Origin of the sequence: Arenibacter sp. 6A1 (assembly GCF_012272855.1) — a bacterium.
Taxonomy (GTDB): Bacteria; Bacteroidota; Bacteroidia; order Flavobacteriales; family Flavobacteriaceae; genus Arenibacter.
The window spans coordinates 215,817-231,691 of sequence record NZ_JAAXCQ010000002.1; the positions used below are offsets into that span (position 1 = coordinate 215,817).

General features: G+C 39.5%; 16 protein-coding genes. 12 read left to right on the top strand and 4 right to left on the bottom strand.

From position 1 onward, the window contains the following. Positions 1 to 47: 47 nt before the first annotated feature. From HCG49_RS02385 to HCG49_RS02395, 3 genes are all read left to right on the top strand, one after another. On the top strand, positions 48 to 2,171 hold the full coding sequence (locus HCG49_RS02385) for a Tex family protein (RefSeq protein WP_168467961.1): 2,124 nt from the start codon (positions 48 to 50) through the stop codon (positions 2,169 to 2,171). Positions 2,172 to 2,243: 72 nt separating this feature from the next. Further along, the gene (locus HCG49_RS02390; RefSeq protein WP_168467962.1) at positions 2,244 to 3,146 is read left to right on the top strand and encodes a histone deacetylase; all 903 of its coding nucleotides are present in this window, start codon (positions 2,244 to 2,246) and stop codon (positions 3,144 to 3,146) included. 65 nt (positions 3,147 to 3,211) lie between these two features. Next, complete coding sequence (locus tag HCG49_RS02395) at positions 3,212 to 3,730, top strand: ferritin (protein ID WP_168467963.1); 519 nt, start codon at positions 3,212 to 3,214, stop codon at positions 3,728 to 3,730. A gap of 531 nt (positions 3,731 to 4,261) precedes the next feature. On the opposite strand, the gene HCG49_RS02400 is transcribed toward HCG49_RS02395, so the two are convergent. After that, a complete protein-coding gene (locus HCG49_RS02400) occupies positions 4,262 to 4,594 on the bottom strand; it encodes a single-stranded DNA-binding protein (RefSeq protein WP_168467964.1) in 333 nt (110 codons plus the stop codon). Between the two features lie 484 nt (positions 4,595 to 5,078). On the opposite strand from HCG49_RS02400, the gene HCG49_RS02405 reads away from it, so the two are divergent. The 4 genes from HCG49_RS02405 (at position 5,079) to HCG49_RS02420 (ending at position 8,647) form a co-directional block, all read left to right on the top strand. After that, entirely contained in the window at positions 5,079 to 6,698 is a 1,620-nt protein-coding gene (locus HCG49_RS02405; RefSeq protein WP_168467965.1) for a M60 family metallopeptidase, read from the top strand. 431 nt (positions 6,699 to 7,129) lie between these two features. Further along, positions 7,130 to 7,702: a pentapeptide repeat-containing protein gene (locus tag HCG49_RS02410; RefSeq protein ID WP_168467966.1), complete on the top strand. Its 573-nt coding sequence runs from the start codon at positions 7,130 to 7,132 to the stop codon at positions 7,700 to 7,702. A gap of 166 nt (positions 7,703 to 7,868) precedes the next feature. After that, the gene (locus tag HCG49_RS02415) at positions 7,869 to 8,258 is read left to right on the top strand and encodes a VOC family protein (RefSeq protein ID WP_168467967.1); all 390 of its coding nucleotides are present in this window, start codon (positions 7,869 to 7,871) and stop codon (positions 8,256 to 8,258) included. Positions 8,259 to 8,296: 38 nt separating this feature from the next. Beyond that, on the top strand, positions 8,297 to 8,647 hold the full coding sequence (locus tag HCG49_RS02420) for a hypothetical protein (RefSeq protein WP_168467968.1): 351 nt from the start codon (positions 8,297 to 8,299) through the stop codon (positions 8,645 to 8,647). 14 nt (positions 8,648 to 8,661) lie between these two features. Here HCG49_RS02420 and HCG49_RS02425 read toward each other — a convergent pair whose 3' ends face one another. Then, positions 8,662 to 9,123, bottom strand: a complete 462-nt coding sequence (locus HCG49_RS02425; protein ID WP_168467969.1) for a CBS domain-containing protein — start codon at positions 9,121 to 9,123, stop codon at positions 8,662 to 8,664. A 212-nt stretch (positions 9,124 to 9,335) separates the two neighbouring features. Between HCG49_RS02425 and HCG49_RS02430 the strand changes: the two genes are divergently transcribed. The 4 genes from HCG49_RS02430 (at position 9,336) to HCG49_RS02445 (ending at position 13,755) form a co-directional block, all read left to right on the top strand. Beyond that, positions 9,336 to 11,618, top strand: coding sequence for a M20/M25/M40 family metallo-hydrolase (locus tag HCG49_RS02430; RefSeq protein WP_168467970.1), 2,283 nt, complete (start codon positions 9,336 to 9,338; stop codon positions 11,616 to 11,618). Further along, positions 11,615 to 12,424: an SDR family oxidoreductase gene (locus HCG49_RS02435; protein ID WP_168467971.1), complete on the top strand. Its 810-nt coding sequence runs from the start codon at positions 11,615 to 11,617 to the stop codon at positions 12,422 to 12,424. The genes HCG49_RS02430 and HCG49_RS02435 overlap by 4 nt, the downstream gene beginning before the upstream one ends. Before the next feature lie 121 nt (positions 12,425 to 12,545). Then, a complete protein-coding gene (locus HCG49_RS02440) occupies positions 12,546 to 12,923 on the top strand; it encodes a hypothetical protein (protein WP_168467972.1) in 378 nt (125 codons plus the stop codon). 136 nt (positions 12,924 to 13,059) lie between these two features. Then, positions 13,060 to 13,755: a hypothetical protein gene (locus HCG49_RS02445; protein WP_168467973.1), complete on the top strand. Its 696-nt coding sequence runs from the start codon at positions 13,060 to 13,062 to the stop codon at positions 13,753 to 13,755. A 114-nt stretch (positions 13,756 to 13,869) separates the two neighbouring features. Here the strand turns inward: HCG49_RS02445 and HCG49_RS02450 are convergent, their stop codons facing one another. Both HCG49_RS02450 and HCG49_RS02455 read right to left on the bottom strand, forming a co-directional pair. Beyond that, positions 13,870 to 14,376 (bottom strand): nuclear transport factor 2 family protein, encoded by a 507-nt coding sequence (locus tag HCG49_RS02450; protein ID WP_168467974.1) that lies wholly within the window; start codon positions 14,374 to 14,376, stop codon positions 13,870 to 13,872. Next, positions 14,369 to 14,863, bottom strand: a complete 495-nt coding sequence (locus HCG49_RS02455) for a hypothetical protein (RefSeq protein WP_168467975.1) — start codon at positions 14,861 to 14,863, stop codon at positions 14,369 to 14,371. The genes HCG49_RS02450 and HCG49_RS02455 overlap by 8 nt, the downstream gene beginning before the upstream one ends. 64 nt (positions 14,864 to 14,927) lie before the next feature. On the opposite strand from HCG49_RS02455, the gene HCG49_RS02460 reads away from it, so the two are divergent. Beyond that, positions 14,928 to 15,869 (top strand): NAD-dependent epimerase/dehydratase family protein, encoded by a 942-nt coding sequence (locus tag HCG49_RS02460; protein WP_168467976.1) that lies wholly within the window; start codon positions 14,928 to 14,930, stop codon positions 15,867 to 15,869. Positions 15,870 to 15,875 lie beyond the last annotated feature (6 nt).

The window sequence follows — 15,875 nt, forward strand, 5'->3', positions numbered from 1 at the left end:
TTGTTTATTATGGTCGCGAACACTCACAATAACACTAAGTACTATATATGCAACTTTTAGCCTACATTGCCCAACATTCCCAACTTCCGACCAAGAGTATCGAAAACACCGTTGCTTTATTGAACGAAGATTGTACGGTTCCCTTTATATCTCGTTATAGAAAGGAGCGAACAGGTAATTTGGACGAGGTTCAGATTGGGGACATCGTAACTCTTAAAGCTCAGTTCGAGGCTTTGGAGAAACGCAAAACAGCCATCCTTAAAGCTATTGAAGAGCAAGGAGCTTTGAACGATGTATTGGCCCAAAAAATAAAACAAAGCGGTGACCTTACCACCCTAGAGGACTTGTATCTTCCCTTTAAGAAAAAAAGAAAAACAAAGGCAGAAACCGCTATAAAAAACGGCTTGGAACCATTGGCAAAAATAATCATGGCCCAACGCACGGAAAATCTTTCGAGTATCGCTGAAAGATATGTCCATGAAAATGTTTCCAATGAAGACGACGCCCTTGAGGGCGCAAGACATATCATCGCAGAATGGATCAATGAACGGGCCGATATACGGAATATAGTTAGAAGGCAACTACAACGGCATGCACAGCTCGGCACAAAGGTAATCGGAACTAAAAAGGAGGATGAAAAAGCCCAAAAATACCGGGATTATTTTGAATGGAACGAATCTTTAAACCGTTGTCCTTCCCATAGGCTGTTAGCTATTCTACGCGCCGAGAAAGAAGGTTTTATTCGTGTTAAAGTAGAAATTGAGGACGATAAGGCTATTTCGGACATTGCGGACCGCTTTATCAATAGCAATAATGCCTGTAGTGAGCAAATCAGCATAGCGGTACAGGATGCCTATAAGCGCTTATTGTTACCGTCCCTCTCTAACGAAACCCTAAAAGCAGCCAAAGAAAAGGCAGACGAAGCCGCCATACAGGTGTTCTCCAAAAACCTTAAACAATTATTACTGGGTGCCCCCTTGGGCGAAAAAAGAATTATGGCCATTGATCCCGGATTTAGAACCGGCTGTAAGGTTGTTTGCCTAGGTGCCCAAGGCGAATTAAAACACAACGAGACCATTTACCCACATGCCCCTCAAAACGATAGCAAGGGCGCCATAAAAAAATTGAGTTCTTTGGCCGATGCCTATAAAATAGAGGCCATCGCCATTGGGAACGGTACAGCCTCTAGGGAAACGGAACAATTGGTAAAACGAATCCAATTTAAAAACCCTATTGAAGTCTATGTAGTCAGCGAAGCGGGAGCCTCTATCTATTCGGCCTCCAAAATTGCCAGGGACGAATTTCCCAATTACGACGTTACCGTAAGAGGAGCGGTATCTATTGGGCGGCGTTTGGCAGATCCCTTGGCCGAACTGGTAAAAATAGACCCAAAATCGATCGGTGTGGGACAATACCAACACGATGTAGACCAGCATCAATTGAAAAATTCCTTGGATGTGGCCGTAGAAAGCTGCGTGAATACCGTTGGCGTAAATATTAATACCGCCAGTGTGGCCTTATTGAGCTATGTTTCGGGGATCGGACCTAAATTAGCTGAAAACATTGTGGCCTACCGGAATGAAAATGGTCCGTTTGGCAGTAGAGCTCAGATTAAGAAAGTGGCCAGATTGGGGGAGAAAGCCTTTGAACAGTCGGCCGCATTTTTACGGATCAAAAATGCCAAGAACCCCTTGGACGACGCTGCAGTACATCCGGAGAGTTATTCCATAGTGAACAAAATGGTCAAAGATCAAGGGATCGGACTTTCAGAAATTATAGGCAATAAAGAGGTCCTGCAAAAAATAGACCTTCACCAGTATTGTACCGAAGATATTGGCCTACCCACCTTGGAAGATATTATCAAAGAATTAGAAAAACCAGGCCTGGACCGCCGTGAAAAAGCCAAGGTGTTTACTTTTAACCAAAATATAAGAACCATTACCGATGTACAGGAAGGACAGCTATTGCCAGGTATTGTAAATAACCTTACCAATTTTGGTTGTTTTGTAGATATAGGTATCAAAGAGAGTGGCCTTATCCATATTTCTAACCTTTCCGATAGCTTTGTAAAAGATGTCAATGAACACGTTCATTTACACCAACAAGTGATCGTAAAAGTATTAGAAGTAGATGTCTCCAGAAAACGCATCCAATTGGCCTTACATAAATAAGAACAAGGGCTTTTTCACTCCTTCCCTCATAAAGAACAATGTAGATACTCTTATAAAGATCTGACTGAAACCATGTTAAAAATAGCGCATCACCCACTCTATAACCACCCCTTACCGGAAGGGCATAGGTTTCCTATGTTGAAATACGATTTATTGCCACAACAATTGTTAGAGGAAGGCTGTTGTGTCCCCGATAATTTTTTTACCCCCACCGTCCCCAATGACAAATATATTTTGGCGGTACACGACCCGGAGTATTTCTACGATTTGTTAAATATCAAAATTCCGCAAAAGGCCGCAAGAAAAATAGGCTTTCCCCTGACCGAGGATTTAGTAGAGCGCGAAAGAATTATAGCCGACGGCACTATAAAGGCCAGTGAGTTTGCCCTGCAATACGGGATAGGGATGAATATTGCCGGGGGCACCCACCACGCCTATTCCGATAGAGGCGAAGCCTTTTGTATGCTAAACGATCAGGCCATTGCTGCCCGTTACCTACAGGGAAAAGGCTTGGCCAAAAATATTTTAATCCTAGACCTGGATGTCCATCAGGGAAATGGGACCGCAGAGATTTTTCAAAACGACCCTTCGGTCTATACCTTTTCTATGCATGGTGCCGGCAATTACCCTTTTAAAAAGGAAAAATCGGATATGGACATTCCACTGCCCAAGGGCACTACCGATGCACAATACCTTTCCATTTTAAAGGATCGCCTACCCAAACTGTTGGCCACTTTTAAACCCGATTTTATATTTTATTTACCAGGAGCAGATATTTTGGGCACCGATAAATTAGGTACTCTTAATATGACTATCGAAGGATCTAAACAACGTGATATTTTTGTGTTGGAAACTTGCCACCACCATCAAATTCCGGTTCAATGTAGTATGGGAGGCGGCTATTCCGAAGACCTAAAACTCATTATTGAAGCCCATGCCAACACCTTTAGAGCGGCACAAAATATCTATTTTTAGATGTTTCCGAATGGCCTCAATTATTCGTAACTTTAAAAAATATAACCTTAGAAAAAAACACAGCTATGTTATCAAAAAAACTAGAAAAAGCACTCAACGACCAAGTTCGTATAGAAGCCGCATCATCTCAAGTATATTTATCCATGGCCTCATGGGCAGAAGGTAAAGGATTAGAAGGTATTGCCAATTTTATGTATGCCCAGTCCGATGAAGAGCGTATGCATATGCTAAAATTGATAAAATTTATCAACGAACGTGGCGGGAATGCCAATATTTCTGAACTAAAGGCCCCAAAAAATGATTTTGGTACTTTTCAAAAAATGTTCAATGAGTTGCTCGAACACGAAATCTTTGTTTCCGATAGCATTAATGAACTGGTACATGTAACCCTTGAAGAAAAGGATTATGCCACCCACAATTTTCTGCAGTGGTATGTTGCCGAGCAAATAGAAGAAGAAGCTTTGGCCCGTAATATCTTGGATAAGATCAACCTTATTGGAAATGACAAAGGCGGACTTTATTTATTTGATCGTGACATTCAGCAAATTACAGCGAACAGTGCGGCCATTACTCCAAAAGAATAAAACAACTTTAACATTAAATCTTATTTAGATTGAATTAATATAAATACTTTTGCCTTCGATTAATTTCTGAAAAGTGGGTAAAAAGAAAGTAAAAGACCAGGAGAAGAAAGCCGAAAAAAAGCTTAAAAAAGAGCTTAAGGCTTCCAAGAAAGAGGCGCTTAAAGCATTGGTACCCCAAGGCTGTAAGACCAAATGCTGCGAAAAGTTTAAAAAATCTGAATCTAAAAGATGCAAGCGATGCCCTTGTTTCGATTTGATGAAAAAGGTAGCTTAAATCCGATTCTTCCTAGCAGGGTTTTTAAAAATCGTTAGGGATTGTTCCCAAATTGGTTCTTGCTATGTAAAGATGGCATATACCATTCGCCATTATAAGGATCAATATAACTTTATATGATGGCTTCTCGATATATTTCGGGAGGCCATTTTTTTACCAGTCTCTAAAAATTTATTGTCCCGTTATAATCGTTTTGGAAAAAATAAAAAAGCTCCCTACCGTCGTAGCGAGCTTTCACATGTATTGCTGTACTCGGCCTATTTGCCCAGCATTAACAACTCATTACATTTTATTTCGGTGACATACCGCTTTTCTCCCTCCTTGGTCTCATAAGACCTGGTCGTTAATTTTCCCTCAATAGCAACTTCTTTGCCTTTGATTAAATAATTTTCCACGATCTCTGCGGTCCTGCCCCATACCACCACATTGTGCCATTGGGTATCCGTAACCTTCTCTCCTTGGGCGTTTTTGTAGGTCTCATTCGTGGCAATGGAAAATTTGGCCAGTTTGGCACCTCCTTCTAGATTAATAATTTCTGGGTCGTTCCCCAAATTTCCGATCAACTGTACTCTGTTTCTAAGTGCGTTCATAATAATAAAGTTTTAATGTTAAACAGTTAATAATTTTTGATACCACAAACCTACTTCCAGGACCAAAAGTTATTCGGTTAAAAACTATTTAATTTCGCTTGTTATCGTTTGTAGTCGTTTGCACACTTCTGTTCCTAAAAAGAAAAATGCTTGCTGTTTTGGGAAATTTGTGAATTATAATGGAAAATATCAGCAAAATGTAAGCACTGAATAGCAAAGACTTACTTTAGGGGAACGAAATCTATATTAATTATTATCTTTCCCTTCGGAAAAAACCAATCGCCTTAGAAGTATACATTTACAGCAATGCTTATAGAAATTAAAAATCCCCTCATTTTGGAATTTACATCCGTAGAGCTTCTTGCCTTCCTATCAAATTTTAAGAAGTTAAATTTTACCGATATCACTGTTCAAAATAATGATCGATTCCCTTTTCCTATACTACAACACCATCCTTTTTAATAAAACAAAAATCAATACAAGCATGAAAAAAAATTTCATTACCATTCTCTTTTGCTCCTTATTTATTCTTGCAGTTCATGGTCAATCCGCTACGGAAATAGCCGCTGTTTACACCGACCTATCGGTATTTGAAACTCCAATGGCCCTATCCTTAAAAAAGAAGGTTAAAAAACGTGATATCGCCAGTATAAAAAACGAACGCTTACGAGCAACGGCAGAGGCCTTGTATGCTCACGAATATGATGCAAACTTTCGTATGGCAAATTATGATGCCTACCTTTCTCCTACTGTTTTAGGACAGCAACTAATGATCGGGGACGGTTATAGCAAGTACGAGAACATTACCGGTATTTATGTGCCTACTGGAAAGCAGCTTGTATTGGTTGATGGCATTGCCGAGGACACGGAAGTAGGTTTAGTCATCGTTAATTGGAACCGCAGGGCTCCAGAAGGGATAGACCCTACTAAAGATCCTGCCGGATGGGGCATTCAAAAGAAGGAGTTTAGACTTCAAAACGGGGTAAACATAGTGAACGTAACCGATTTTGATGGCCTAGCCTACATTGACTACTTTTCTGATGAACCAGAAAACGAGGACACCATTCAGGTACATTTTCCTTCGGCACCGGTAAATGGCTATTTCGATAGTGCTACGGACACTGATGCGGACTGGAACAACCTGGTAGACAATGCCGTCTATCCAATTGTAGACGCTCGTGGAAAACATATTCAGATTGCTTATCCGGCGGCAGACATTAAAAAGTACGCCTACAATAGGGGTATGGAGCTCATAAATAATTACGACTCCTTAGTGTATAGGCAACACCGTATCTTAGGGTTGACCAAGTATAACAAAGTACCTAAAAACCATATTTTAGCCCGTGTAAACTATAACTATTATATGTTTAGGGATGGTGATGGTGTAGCGTATATGGGCACGGACCCTGGCAATGCCATGGCCATGGTGGTAGATCCTAGCCGTGTAATCGTTGGGGACCCATGTTGGGGCTTTAGCCATGAAGTAGGACATGTACATCAGTTGCGTCCGTATTTCAACTGGGGTGGTCTTGGAGAGGTCAGTAATAATATTTTCTCCTTGTATGTGACCACTTCCTACGGCAATAAAAGCCGTATTTCTAACCAGGATAACTATAAAAAATCGCGGGAAAGTATTATTGACGGCAAGATTTCTTACTTACAGGACGGGGATGTTTTTAATCGCGTGGTTCCGTTTTGGCAATTACAATTGTATTTCGCCGGTATAGGAGAAAATCCAGATTTCTACCCCGATCTGTTTGAAGCATTTCGCCAACAAGGTGAAGCTAAGCGCGAAAAAAACGGCAGCCCAAGACGCGCAGGAGGATGGGGAGACAGAGGCAATGACCCAGCAAAACACCAACTGAATTTTGTAAAAACGGCCTGTGAAGTAAGTAAGACCGACCTGACGGACTTCTTTGATCTATATGGCTTTTTCTATGTAGGCGAATTTGATTATAGCGACTATGGCAACTATAGTTATAAGATGACCCAAGAAATGGTAGATGCCTGTAAAGCCGAGATCAAGGCCATGAACCTACCAAAGCCTACGATAGATATTAGTACCTTGGAAGATGACTATGAGGATGTATCCACGGAACAATAAGTAACTCCTGTTTTAGTAAAAGCAAGTTCTTTTCAGAACTACCAAAAAGATCGGCCCGTCTATTGCGATGGCCGATCTTTTTTAATGGGGCTATGTTTGCCCGGACCCCTCCATTCCTATGCCTATTCCCTCAATATCCGCAATGATTACACCTGTATTCTCAAGAATATAGATACTATTTTTGCGTTAAGGATCGCGGCGGCATCCCCGCAGCAGCGCAAGGGATATAGCCAAGAGCCTGACCGACGCAGGAGGGAACGCCCTAATTAAAATGCCAATGATGGGTAGCGCTATAGAATTTTATCTATTTAGATTCTCCAAAATAATGGCCTAAATTCCTTATTTTTCAAGCTTCAAGATCATTTAAAAATAAATGACGTCACTGAATACCGACTAAGAATAGATTGTTCTTAAACACTTAAAATATTTTAATGAAGCCTACATTTATCCAAGACCAAACCTTTTCGGGCATAGATTTTACACTAACTCCTTTAGCGAAGGGAGAATATGACAACTGTACTTTTATAGGATGCTCCTTTTCCGAGGCCGAGGTGTATAACAATAGTTTTTTGGAGTGCGAGTTCGTGGAATGCGATTTTAGCAATGCCAATATAACCAACACCTCTTTTAACGAAGTTCTCTTTACAAAATGTAAATTATTGGGTTTGAGATTCGATAAATGCAATCCTTTTTTGCTGTCTTTTAAATTTCAGGAGTGCAACTTAAACTTGGCTTCTTTCTACAATATGACCCTTAAAAAAATAATTTTCGATACTTGTAAATTGCACGACGTAGATTTTTCGGAAACCAATTTAACGGGGGCAAGTTTTAACCACTGCGATTTACAAAGAACAGTCTTCGAGAATACTATATTGGAAAAAACCGATTTTAGGACCGCTATTAACTATAGTTTGGACCCTGAAAAAAACAGGCTTAAAAAAGCAAAATTCTCCAAAGAAGGTGTGGGCGGGCTTCTACAAAAATACGATATAAGCATTCAGTAGTACTCCACCTCGCGGTAGTCGTTTGTAATTGTTTATTTTGTATCTTGAGCCTATCCCCCGATACTGAAACCAAATCCCCTTACCTTCTTAATCTATAAGAGCGGCTATATTTTAAAACTAGGAACCTACAAGGATACGCTGTGAACTGGAATAATTAGAAACACCCATGCTTAGTTTAAACAAAGTACACCATATCGCCATAATCGCTTCGGACTACGAAAGATCTAAGAAATTTTATGTAGAGGTCCTTGGGCTAGTCCCTACCCTAGAAGTCTATAGAGAGGAAAGAAAATCGTATAAACTGGATTTAGCATTGGATGGGGAATATGTTTTAGAATTATTTTCCTTCCCCGACACCCCAAATCGATTATCGAGACCTGAAGCAACCGGACTAAGGCATTTGGCCTTTGAAGTAGATGATGTACAAAGTGCGGTGCAACAATTAGCTTTATATGGCGTTGTTGCAGAGCCGATACGCTTGGATGAAAATACACAAAAGCAATTCACTTTTATTTTTGATCCTGACAATTTACCGATAGAACTATACCAAAAATAAGGTCTGTTATACACCAACCAACTTAACAATAATAAAGAATGGAAAAACAATGCTTAGAGTGCGGGGATAAGATTGTGGGTCGGATAGACAAAAAATTCTGTTCGGATTACTGTCGCAATTCATACAATAACAAATTGAACAAGGACAGTAAAAACCTTATCAGAAATATTAACAACCGACTTCGAAAAAATTATAGGGTCTTGGACAGTTATCCCTTAAAGGAAGGAAAAACAAAAACGACCAAAACCCGTTTATTGGACAAAGGCTTTGATTTTGAGTACCTAACCAACCTTTACACCACAAAAAAAGGGACTACTTATTATTTTGTCTACGATTTGGGATATCTCCCCTTGGACAACGACTATTATATGATTGTAAAACGAGAATAAGCCCCTAGCATGCACTACCAACTGTGTCCACTTAATTTTAAAGCTGCAATAACAATATCCTTACGACTGATCTGTCCTACTAAAATACCATTTTGCATTACAGGCAACCTTCTTCTTTTATGTTTATCGAAAATTCCTGCTGCATCAAAAATGGTCATATCATACGGAATGGTATCTATCTCGGTACTCATAAAACGCTCTACGTTTTTGTCTAATATAGGTTGATTAAAATACCGACTTTCCGAAATTTGTTTCATACAATCGGCTTCTGAAATTATACCGATTAGTTCGCCTTTACAATCCAATACCGGTCCACCCGAAATATGGTGTTTGGCAAATAGCTCCATCACTTCTAAAATAGATTGTTCCGGTTTAAAGGTGATTAATTTTTTAGTCATATAGTCTGCTACTAAAATGGGAGCATCAAATTCCTTTTTAACTGCTTTGCGCACTCCCTGAAAACTTTTTATTCCCATAAATGTCGTTTTAGATTAATTTGAAATATAGTACTTTATTCGCAATTAGACAACTTATTAATATATATGCCTATTTATTGATAACTATATAATATAAATATTGCATTTTTAGCATTGTTGGTTTTTTATAAATCGTACCCTTTATAACTGTATGTGAAACAAAAAGGGTTAAACGCCAAGAATTTCTTACTTTTAAGTTTTATCCAGATTTTATGAAAAACATTCATTCTGTTAGCAGTTTACTACTGCTTTTACTGGCCATCTTTTGGAGTTTTAAGAGTAGTATGCCCACCTATACTCCCCATACTCCAATTGCCGACACCAAGTTTTCTACGGACCGCGCTCTTGTACACGTAGAAAACATGTCGAAAGAACCGCATGCCGTCGGGTTTCCTGCCCATTCCGATGTTAGGGAATACCTTATTTCAGAATTGAAGAACCTAGGATTGCAGCCTAGCATTCAGGAAGGGTATACGGCGGGCGACTGGGGCAACTTAAGCAAGGCCACTAATATATTGGCCCGAATAAAAGGCAGTAGCCGTGGGAAGGCATTACTATTGCTTTCTCATTACGACAGTAGTCCACATTCATCTTTAGGGGCCAGTGATGCCGCTAGTGGGGTCGCTACCATTTTGGAAGGGGTCCGTGCCTTTTTACAAGAAAACAACCGCCCAAAAAACGATATCATTATTCTTTTTACCGACGCTGAAGAATTGGGACTTAACGGAGCCGACCTTTTTGTGAACCAACATCCATGGGCAAAGGAAATTGGCCTAGCCTTAAATTTTGAAGCCCGTGGTAGCGGTGGCCCCTCCTATATGCTCATAGAAACCAATAAAGGAAATGCCAACCTTATCAAGGAATTCACGGCGGCCAATCCGCAATTCCCCGTTGCCAATTCTCTAGTGTACAGCATTTACAAAATGCTTCCCAACGATACCGACCTTACTGTTTTTAGGGAAGATATGGACATAGAAGGTCTCAATTTTGCCTTTATAGACGACCATTTTGATTACCATACCTATAGAGACAATTACGACCGACTAGACCGGAATACCTTGGCACATCAAGGGAGTTACCTTATGCCGCTATTGAAACATTTTAGTGAGGTCGATTTAGGGGGATTGAAATCTATAAATGATACTGTTTATTTTAATGTTCCCTTTTTTAAAATAGTATCCTACCCCTTTGAGTATATTTTCTCCATGTTACTTATGGCAGTGGTCTTCTTCATCCTTTTAATGATTCTCGGATTGCGAAAGAAGCGACTGAATATAAAAGAAATTGCCCTGGGTGCCATTCCCTTGTTTCTTGCCTTGATCATTAATGGACTCCTGGGCTACTTTGCATGGCCGGTTTTAAAATGGGCCTACCCCGAATATCAAGACATTTTACACGGCTTTACCTATAATGGGTATAGCTATATTGCTGCTTTCACACTGATTTCTGTTGGTGTTACTTTTTGGTGCTACCACAAATTTGGAAAGGGAAGCACTCAAAATTTACTGGTAGCCCCATTACTCTTGTGGCTCCTTATTTGTGGCGGACTAGCGTTCTATTTAAAGGGCGGTAGTTTCTTTATTATTCCTGTTTATGGTTTACTTGCCTCCTTATTTATCCTTATCAACCAAAAATCGCCACACTCCATTTTAATGCTCCTATTAGCCTTGCCCGCTATTTGGATATTTTCTCCATTTATAAAAATGTTTCCCGTTGGCCTAGGGCTAAAAATGATGATCGCCAGCACCCTATTAACAACCTTAACATTCTTCCTTTTATTACCTATACTGGGTACTTTTAAAAAGAAATTACAATATGCGACCTTGAGTCTACTCCTGGGTATTGGCTTTCTTATAGCGGCACATTTTAGTGCATCCTACACCATAGACAGAGCCAATCCTTCGAGTTTGGTTTACCTTTTGGACGCGGACAAGAACCGGGCACACTGGGCTACTTATGACCATGTTTTATCGGACTGGACGGCACAATATATCAACAAGAAAAAACAACACCCCCAGCCGAATGAGCACAAGACCCTAAGCAGCAAATACGGCACAGGATTTACCCAAATGTCATCAGCGCCCTTAAAATCTATACCTCCTCCATTAATTACCGCGAACAAGGACACCATCATTGGAGCGTACCGTTTTTTAGATATCGCTATTAGTCCACAACGAGATGTCAACCGATTGGAAATTTTTACCAACGACATTCCTATTTCTAAAGCCATCATTAATACCATACCCTTATCTGATTACTTTTTAGAACACAGACCAAACGGTAAATTAATTTCGCATTACATCAGTAATAATGAGGGCACCCATTTACAACTAACGATCCCCAAAGACAGTACTTTAGCATTAACGATATACGAGGCTTCCAATGACCTGCTTTACAACCCTCTTTTTTCGGTTCCGCAGCGTCCTGAGGATAATATTCCAAAACCTTTTGTACTGAACGATGCAGTCATTATCACTAAAACCATAAAATTTTGAGTAAAAACATAGGTATTATAGGGTGTGGATGGCTAGGGTTGCCCTTAGCCCAATCATTAAAAGAACATGGCCATACGGTATATGGTACAACCACCACTACCGATAAATTAACGCTCCTACAAGATAGTGGGATAGTTCCTTTTCAGGTTTGCTTATCCGAAGGAGGAATTAGTGGAAACATCCAAGAATTCTTAGCTAATAATGAGGTCTTTATAATTAATGTTCCGCCTAAATTAAGGGGAGCTACTTCTGAAAATTATGTTGATAAAATGCGGCATTTATACTCCGCTATAAAAACTAGCGCTATAAAGAAAGTAATTTTCATCAGCAGTACTTCTGTCTATGGTGCTGCCCAGGGAACGCTGACCGAAGATACCCTGCCCCAACCCACCACGGAGGCCGGCAAACAAATACTAGCTTCCGAAAATATTTTTAGAAACGACAGTGACCTAAACACTACTATCATCCGTTTTGGCGGATTAATTGGCCCAGACCGACATCCAGTATATCAATTGTCGGGAAGAAAAGATCTCACCAACGGTGATCAGCATATAAATCTTATTCACTTAAACGATTGTATTAGGGTTATAAGGAGCGTTCTAAAAAAAGACCTATGGGACCATGTCTTCAACGCGGTATATCCACATCATCCGACAAAAAGAGATTACTATACGGAAGAAGCCATAAAAAGAGGCCTTGTTCCTCCTAATTTTTTAGACAACAGCACCGAAAAAATCGACAAAATCATAAAAAGTAATCATTATAATGTTAAAAACTATCTTTTTCACACCTCGATTATCAGTTAGTTCACCACAAAAAAACACACTTTCACAACAAACCGAGGCGCTAGCTGTTAAAGTCGCTTTAGTTCTGGCAATGGTTTAAAATTTGTCCGCTAACTTTACACTAACCAAAAAGCAGAAAATCATGGAAAAAGAAAGGTTAGAACCACAAAAACTCAGAGTGGCTTTGAAGGCCTTAATTGATAAAAGTTGTTCCCAACCAAACATACCCAAGCGCTTTCAAGAATTTCATATAGCACTAGTTAAAAAAAACTTTAATGCCATAGAAGTATCCATAGACTATCATCGTAAAAGAGTCTATATGGATATTGTTTTAGACGACCATGAAAGTGATGTTGCAACGGGCACTCTTATGGTACCGACTTTTAGAACCAACCTACTCTATCAAAATTTAAATGAATTTTTAAACTCTTGTATTGAACTAGATTTCGAAAACAGTCCCTTTTATGCCAAACTAATGCACAGTTTTAGCATAAAACCGGAAGAACATATTTCTTGTTAGTGCGATTATTACATAACAAATTTTAAAAGGGATGCTCCTTGGCATCCCTTTTTTTTTGCTCCTCTAAGGATAAATATCCCTCTTGGTAAATGGATGGGAATAATTTATTAGTTTTGATGAACTAAAATAGAAAATAATGAAAAACGCAGTACTGGTTTTCTTGCTTCTGACAGGCTTTGCCAATCAGGCACAAACTAAAAGTGACCTATACAAACACTATGAGGCCTTTTACGACCAAATGAGACTCCAAGGCGATGTAGATGGGGTCATTAATGCCTTAACACACTTAAATGTACTTGTTCCCAGCAAAGAACGCATGGACACCTTGGCCTATATTTATGCTAATGACAACCAATATTTACAGGCGCTAAATACCATCGGTATCGAAAAAAACGAATCGGATTCGGATTTAGGAGTACAGGTAAAAGCCATGTCCTTGAAGGCTTTAAACCAGCCAAAAAGGGCATTGGAACAATTTGAAATTCTTTTTAAAAGATCTCCTAATGCCTATTTAGCCTATGAAATGGCCGATCTAAAGATTCAGGTCGGGGACGACAAAGGGGCAACTGAAAATATAACCTACGGCATTGCCAATGCACAGGACGATATGAAATATGCGTTTTATGAAAGGCAACAACCCTATGAAGTTTCTTTAAAGGCTGCCCTATTGCACCTAAGGGCTTTGGTAGAGTTTAATAAGGATCAAAACAATCCGGACCAAGCCTTGGCTACCATTGAAGAAGCCCTAAAATTAGATCCTAATTTTAACTTGGCCAGCCTAAGCAAACAAGCCTTGGAAGCCAGAAAACAAGAGCTTCAAGCACCAAAATAAAATAGTATCCTACCCTATTAGCGCTATTATAAAGCTACAAAAAACCCACCGATCGGTGGGTTTTTACTTTTAAGGAAAAGCCTGTTTCTTTTTATCACTTTTAAAAAAATTACGCTACTGCGCTCCTAGTTTTTTAATTACGGCATCATCTTTCTCTTGTTTTAGCTTCACCACCTCTGAAACATTTTCATTGGGGATTACCAGAGAAAGCACATAATGGGCAATTTTCCATTCTCCATCGATCTTTTTTAATACCCCAGAGCCACGGCAAAGTTTCATTTGGGTATCTAGCAATTCATCAAACCAAACGATATCCTGGGACGCATTGCTGTAAATATTTCTTTCTACAGCCGTAAAACTCCATGCCTTTCCTTTATCAAAATGAGGTTTTGCATAGGCCATAAAAGCTTCTTTCTGCCAATTTTCATGAGCATCGGTCCCGATAAAAACGGCATCTTCGGACATAAGATCAAAATACCCCTGAAAATTCGCTTCGGCAGCCGCCTTATGCCAATCGTTTAAGGTGGTATTAATTGCGGTTTTATATGCTACTGTAGCCTTTTGCGCCCAAAGCGAAGACGACAAAATGGTCATTAGTCCTACTATAAAAAGTCTATTCATCGAAAATAAGTGTAGAATCCATGGCGCTGTTTACCATGACGTTAAACTGATTTCTAAAAGCGTTATAGGCATGTATCATTTCTATGGTAGCCTCTTTTGTATCGACCCTATATTCCAAATCTCCTTTTGTTTTTAGGATAAAGGTTTCAAGAACTTTTTGCCTGCTTTTTACCTGAGGGACATCGAATGTTTCCGGATATGGAGATCCTGCCACCAACTTTTGCTTCTCTATCAAATCTTCGATGACCAGCTTTAAATCTTCCCTGTTCGCGACCTTGTACAAGGACTCAAAAGCAGTTTCTAAACGATTAAAGGCTTCCCAATCTTTTACCTCTAAACTAGCCTTACTATTTAAGGTATTGGGTCTTGGAAGCGAGTCTACACTAAAGAAAGTGTCAACGGTTTCATTGGAAACCACATTTTTTTTATCCTGGTTACAGGCGGCCAACAATAAGAAGGCCAAGGTAATTGAAAATAATTTTGCCATATAGCGAATGTACAAATTTTAATAAAAGCTATCTTAGCCAAAATTTTTATTTAACTACAATTTAATGCAAAAAATGATACTTATTATAGGAGCATGTGGGCAAATCGGAACAGAACTGACCTTGGCATTACGGGAAAAATTCGGTAATGACCGAGTAGTTGCCAGTGATATAAGAGAAGGTAACGAAAGTTTGATGGCATCTGGTCCTTTTGAAATTTTGGATGCTACCAATTATCAGGCCATTGAAAATGTAATAATGCACTACGAAATTGACGAGGTGTATTTAATGGCTGCTATGTTAAGTGCCACCGCAGAGAAGTTTCCTATGCGGGCTTGGGATTTAAACATGAATTCTCTTTTTAATGTTTTAAATTTAGCTAAAGACAAAAAGATCAGCAAAATATTTTGGCCATCGAGTATTGCTGTTTTCGGACCAAATACCCCTAAGGAAGACACGCCGCAACATACTATTATGGAACCATCGACCGTATATGGTATCAGTAAACAATCTGGAGAACGTTGGTGTTCTTATTATTTCAAGAAATACGGCGTAGATGTAAGAAGCGTACGTTACCCAGGCCTGATTAGTTGGAAAACTTTACCAGGGGGAGGTACTACCGATTATGCCATAGACATTTATCACAGTGCCCTTGCGGGTAAAAAATTCACCTGCTTCTTAGGGGAGCAGACCAAATTGCCTATGATGTACATGGACGATGCTATTAGAGCTACCATAGACATTATGGAAAGTGATGCCGATAACATTAAGGAACGTTCTTCATATAACTTGGCCGCTATGAGCTTTACTCCAGCAGAAATTGCTCAGAGCATCCAAAAACATATACCTGACTTTGAGATTGATTATGAGCCCGACTTTAGACAGGCCATAGCCGATTCATGGCCAAGCAGTATCGATGACACGGAAGCACAAAAAGACTGGAATTGGAAAGCACAATTTACCTTGGAACAGACCACGGTAGAAATGTTAGAAAATTTAAAAAACTAATTTACT

What these genes read in the sequence shown, in the direction of transcription:
- HCG49_RS02405 (WP_168467965.1), top strand. Translation starts at nt 5,079, where the DNA reads ATGAAAAAAAATTTCATTACCATTCTCTTTTGCTCCTTATTTATTCTT.
- HCG49_RS02455 (WP_168467975.1), bottom strand. Translation starts at nt 14,863, where the DNA reads ATGGCAAAATTATTTTCAATTACCTTGGCCTTCTTATTGTTGGCCGCC.
- HCG49_RS02430 (WP_168467970.1), top strand. Translation starts at nt 9,336, where the DNA reads ATGAAAAACATTCATTCTGTTAGCAGTTTACTACTGCTTTTACTGGCC.
- HCG49_RS02395 (WP_168467963.1), top strand. Translation starts at nt 3,212, where the DNA reads ATGTTATCAAAAAAACTAGAAAAAGCACTCAACGACCAAGTTCGTATA.
- HCG49_RS02460 (WP_168467976.1), top strand. Translation starts at nt 14,928, where the DNA reads ATGCAAAAAATGATACTTATTATAGGAGCATGTGGGCAAATCGGAACA.
- HCG49_RS02425 (WP_168467969.1), bottom strand. Translation starts at nt 9,123, where the DNA reads ATGGGAATAAAAAGTTTTCAGGGAGTGCGCAAAGCAGTTAAAAAGGAA.
- HCG49_RS02410 (WP_168467966.1), top strand. Translation starts at nt 7,130, where the DNA reads ATGAAGCCTACATTTATCCAAGACCAAACCTTTTCGGGCATAGATTTT.
- HCG49_RS02445 (WP_168467973.1), top strand. Translation starts at nt 13,060, where the DNA reads ATGAAAAACGCAGTACTGGTTTTCTTGCTTCTGACAGGCTTTGCCAAT.
- HCG49_RS02420 (WP_168467968.1), top strand. Translation starts at nt 8,297, where the DNA reads ATGGAAAAACAATGCTTAGAGTGCGGGGATAAGATTGTGGGTCGGATA.
- HCG49_RS02440 (WP_168467972.1), top strand. Translation starts at nt 12,546, where the DNA reads ATGGAAAAAGAAAGGTTAGAACCACAAAAACTCAGAGTGGCTTTGAAG.
- HCG49_RS02415 (WP_168467967.1), top strand. Translation starts at nt 7,869, where the DNA reads ATGCTTAGTTTAAACAAAGTACACCATATCGCCATAATCGCTTCGGAC.
- HCG49_RS02390 (WP_168467962.1), top strand. Translation starts at nt 2,244, where the DNA reads ATGTTAAAAATAGCGCATCACCCACTCTATAACCACCCCTTACCGGAA.
- HCG49_RS02400 (WP_168467964.1), bottom strand. Translation starts at nt 4,594, where the DNA reads ATGAACGCACTTAGAAACAGAGTACAGTTGATCGGAAATTTGGGGAAC.
- HCG49_RS02450 (WP_168467974.1), bottom strand. Translation starts at nt 14,376, where the DNA reads ATGAATAGACTTTTTATAGTAGGACTAATGACCATTTTGTCGTCTTCG.
- HCG49_RS02385 (WP_168467961.1), top strand. Translation starts at nt 48, where the DNA reads ATGCAACTTTTAGCCTACATTGCCCAACATTCCCAACTTCCGACCAAG.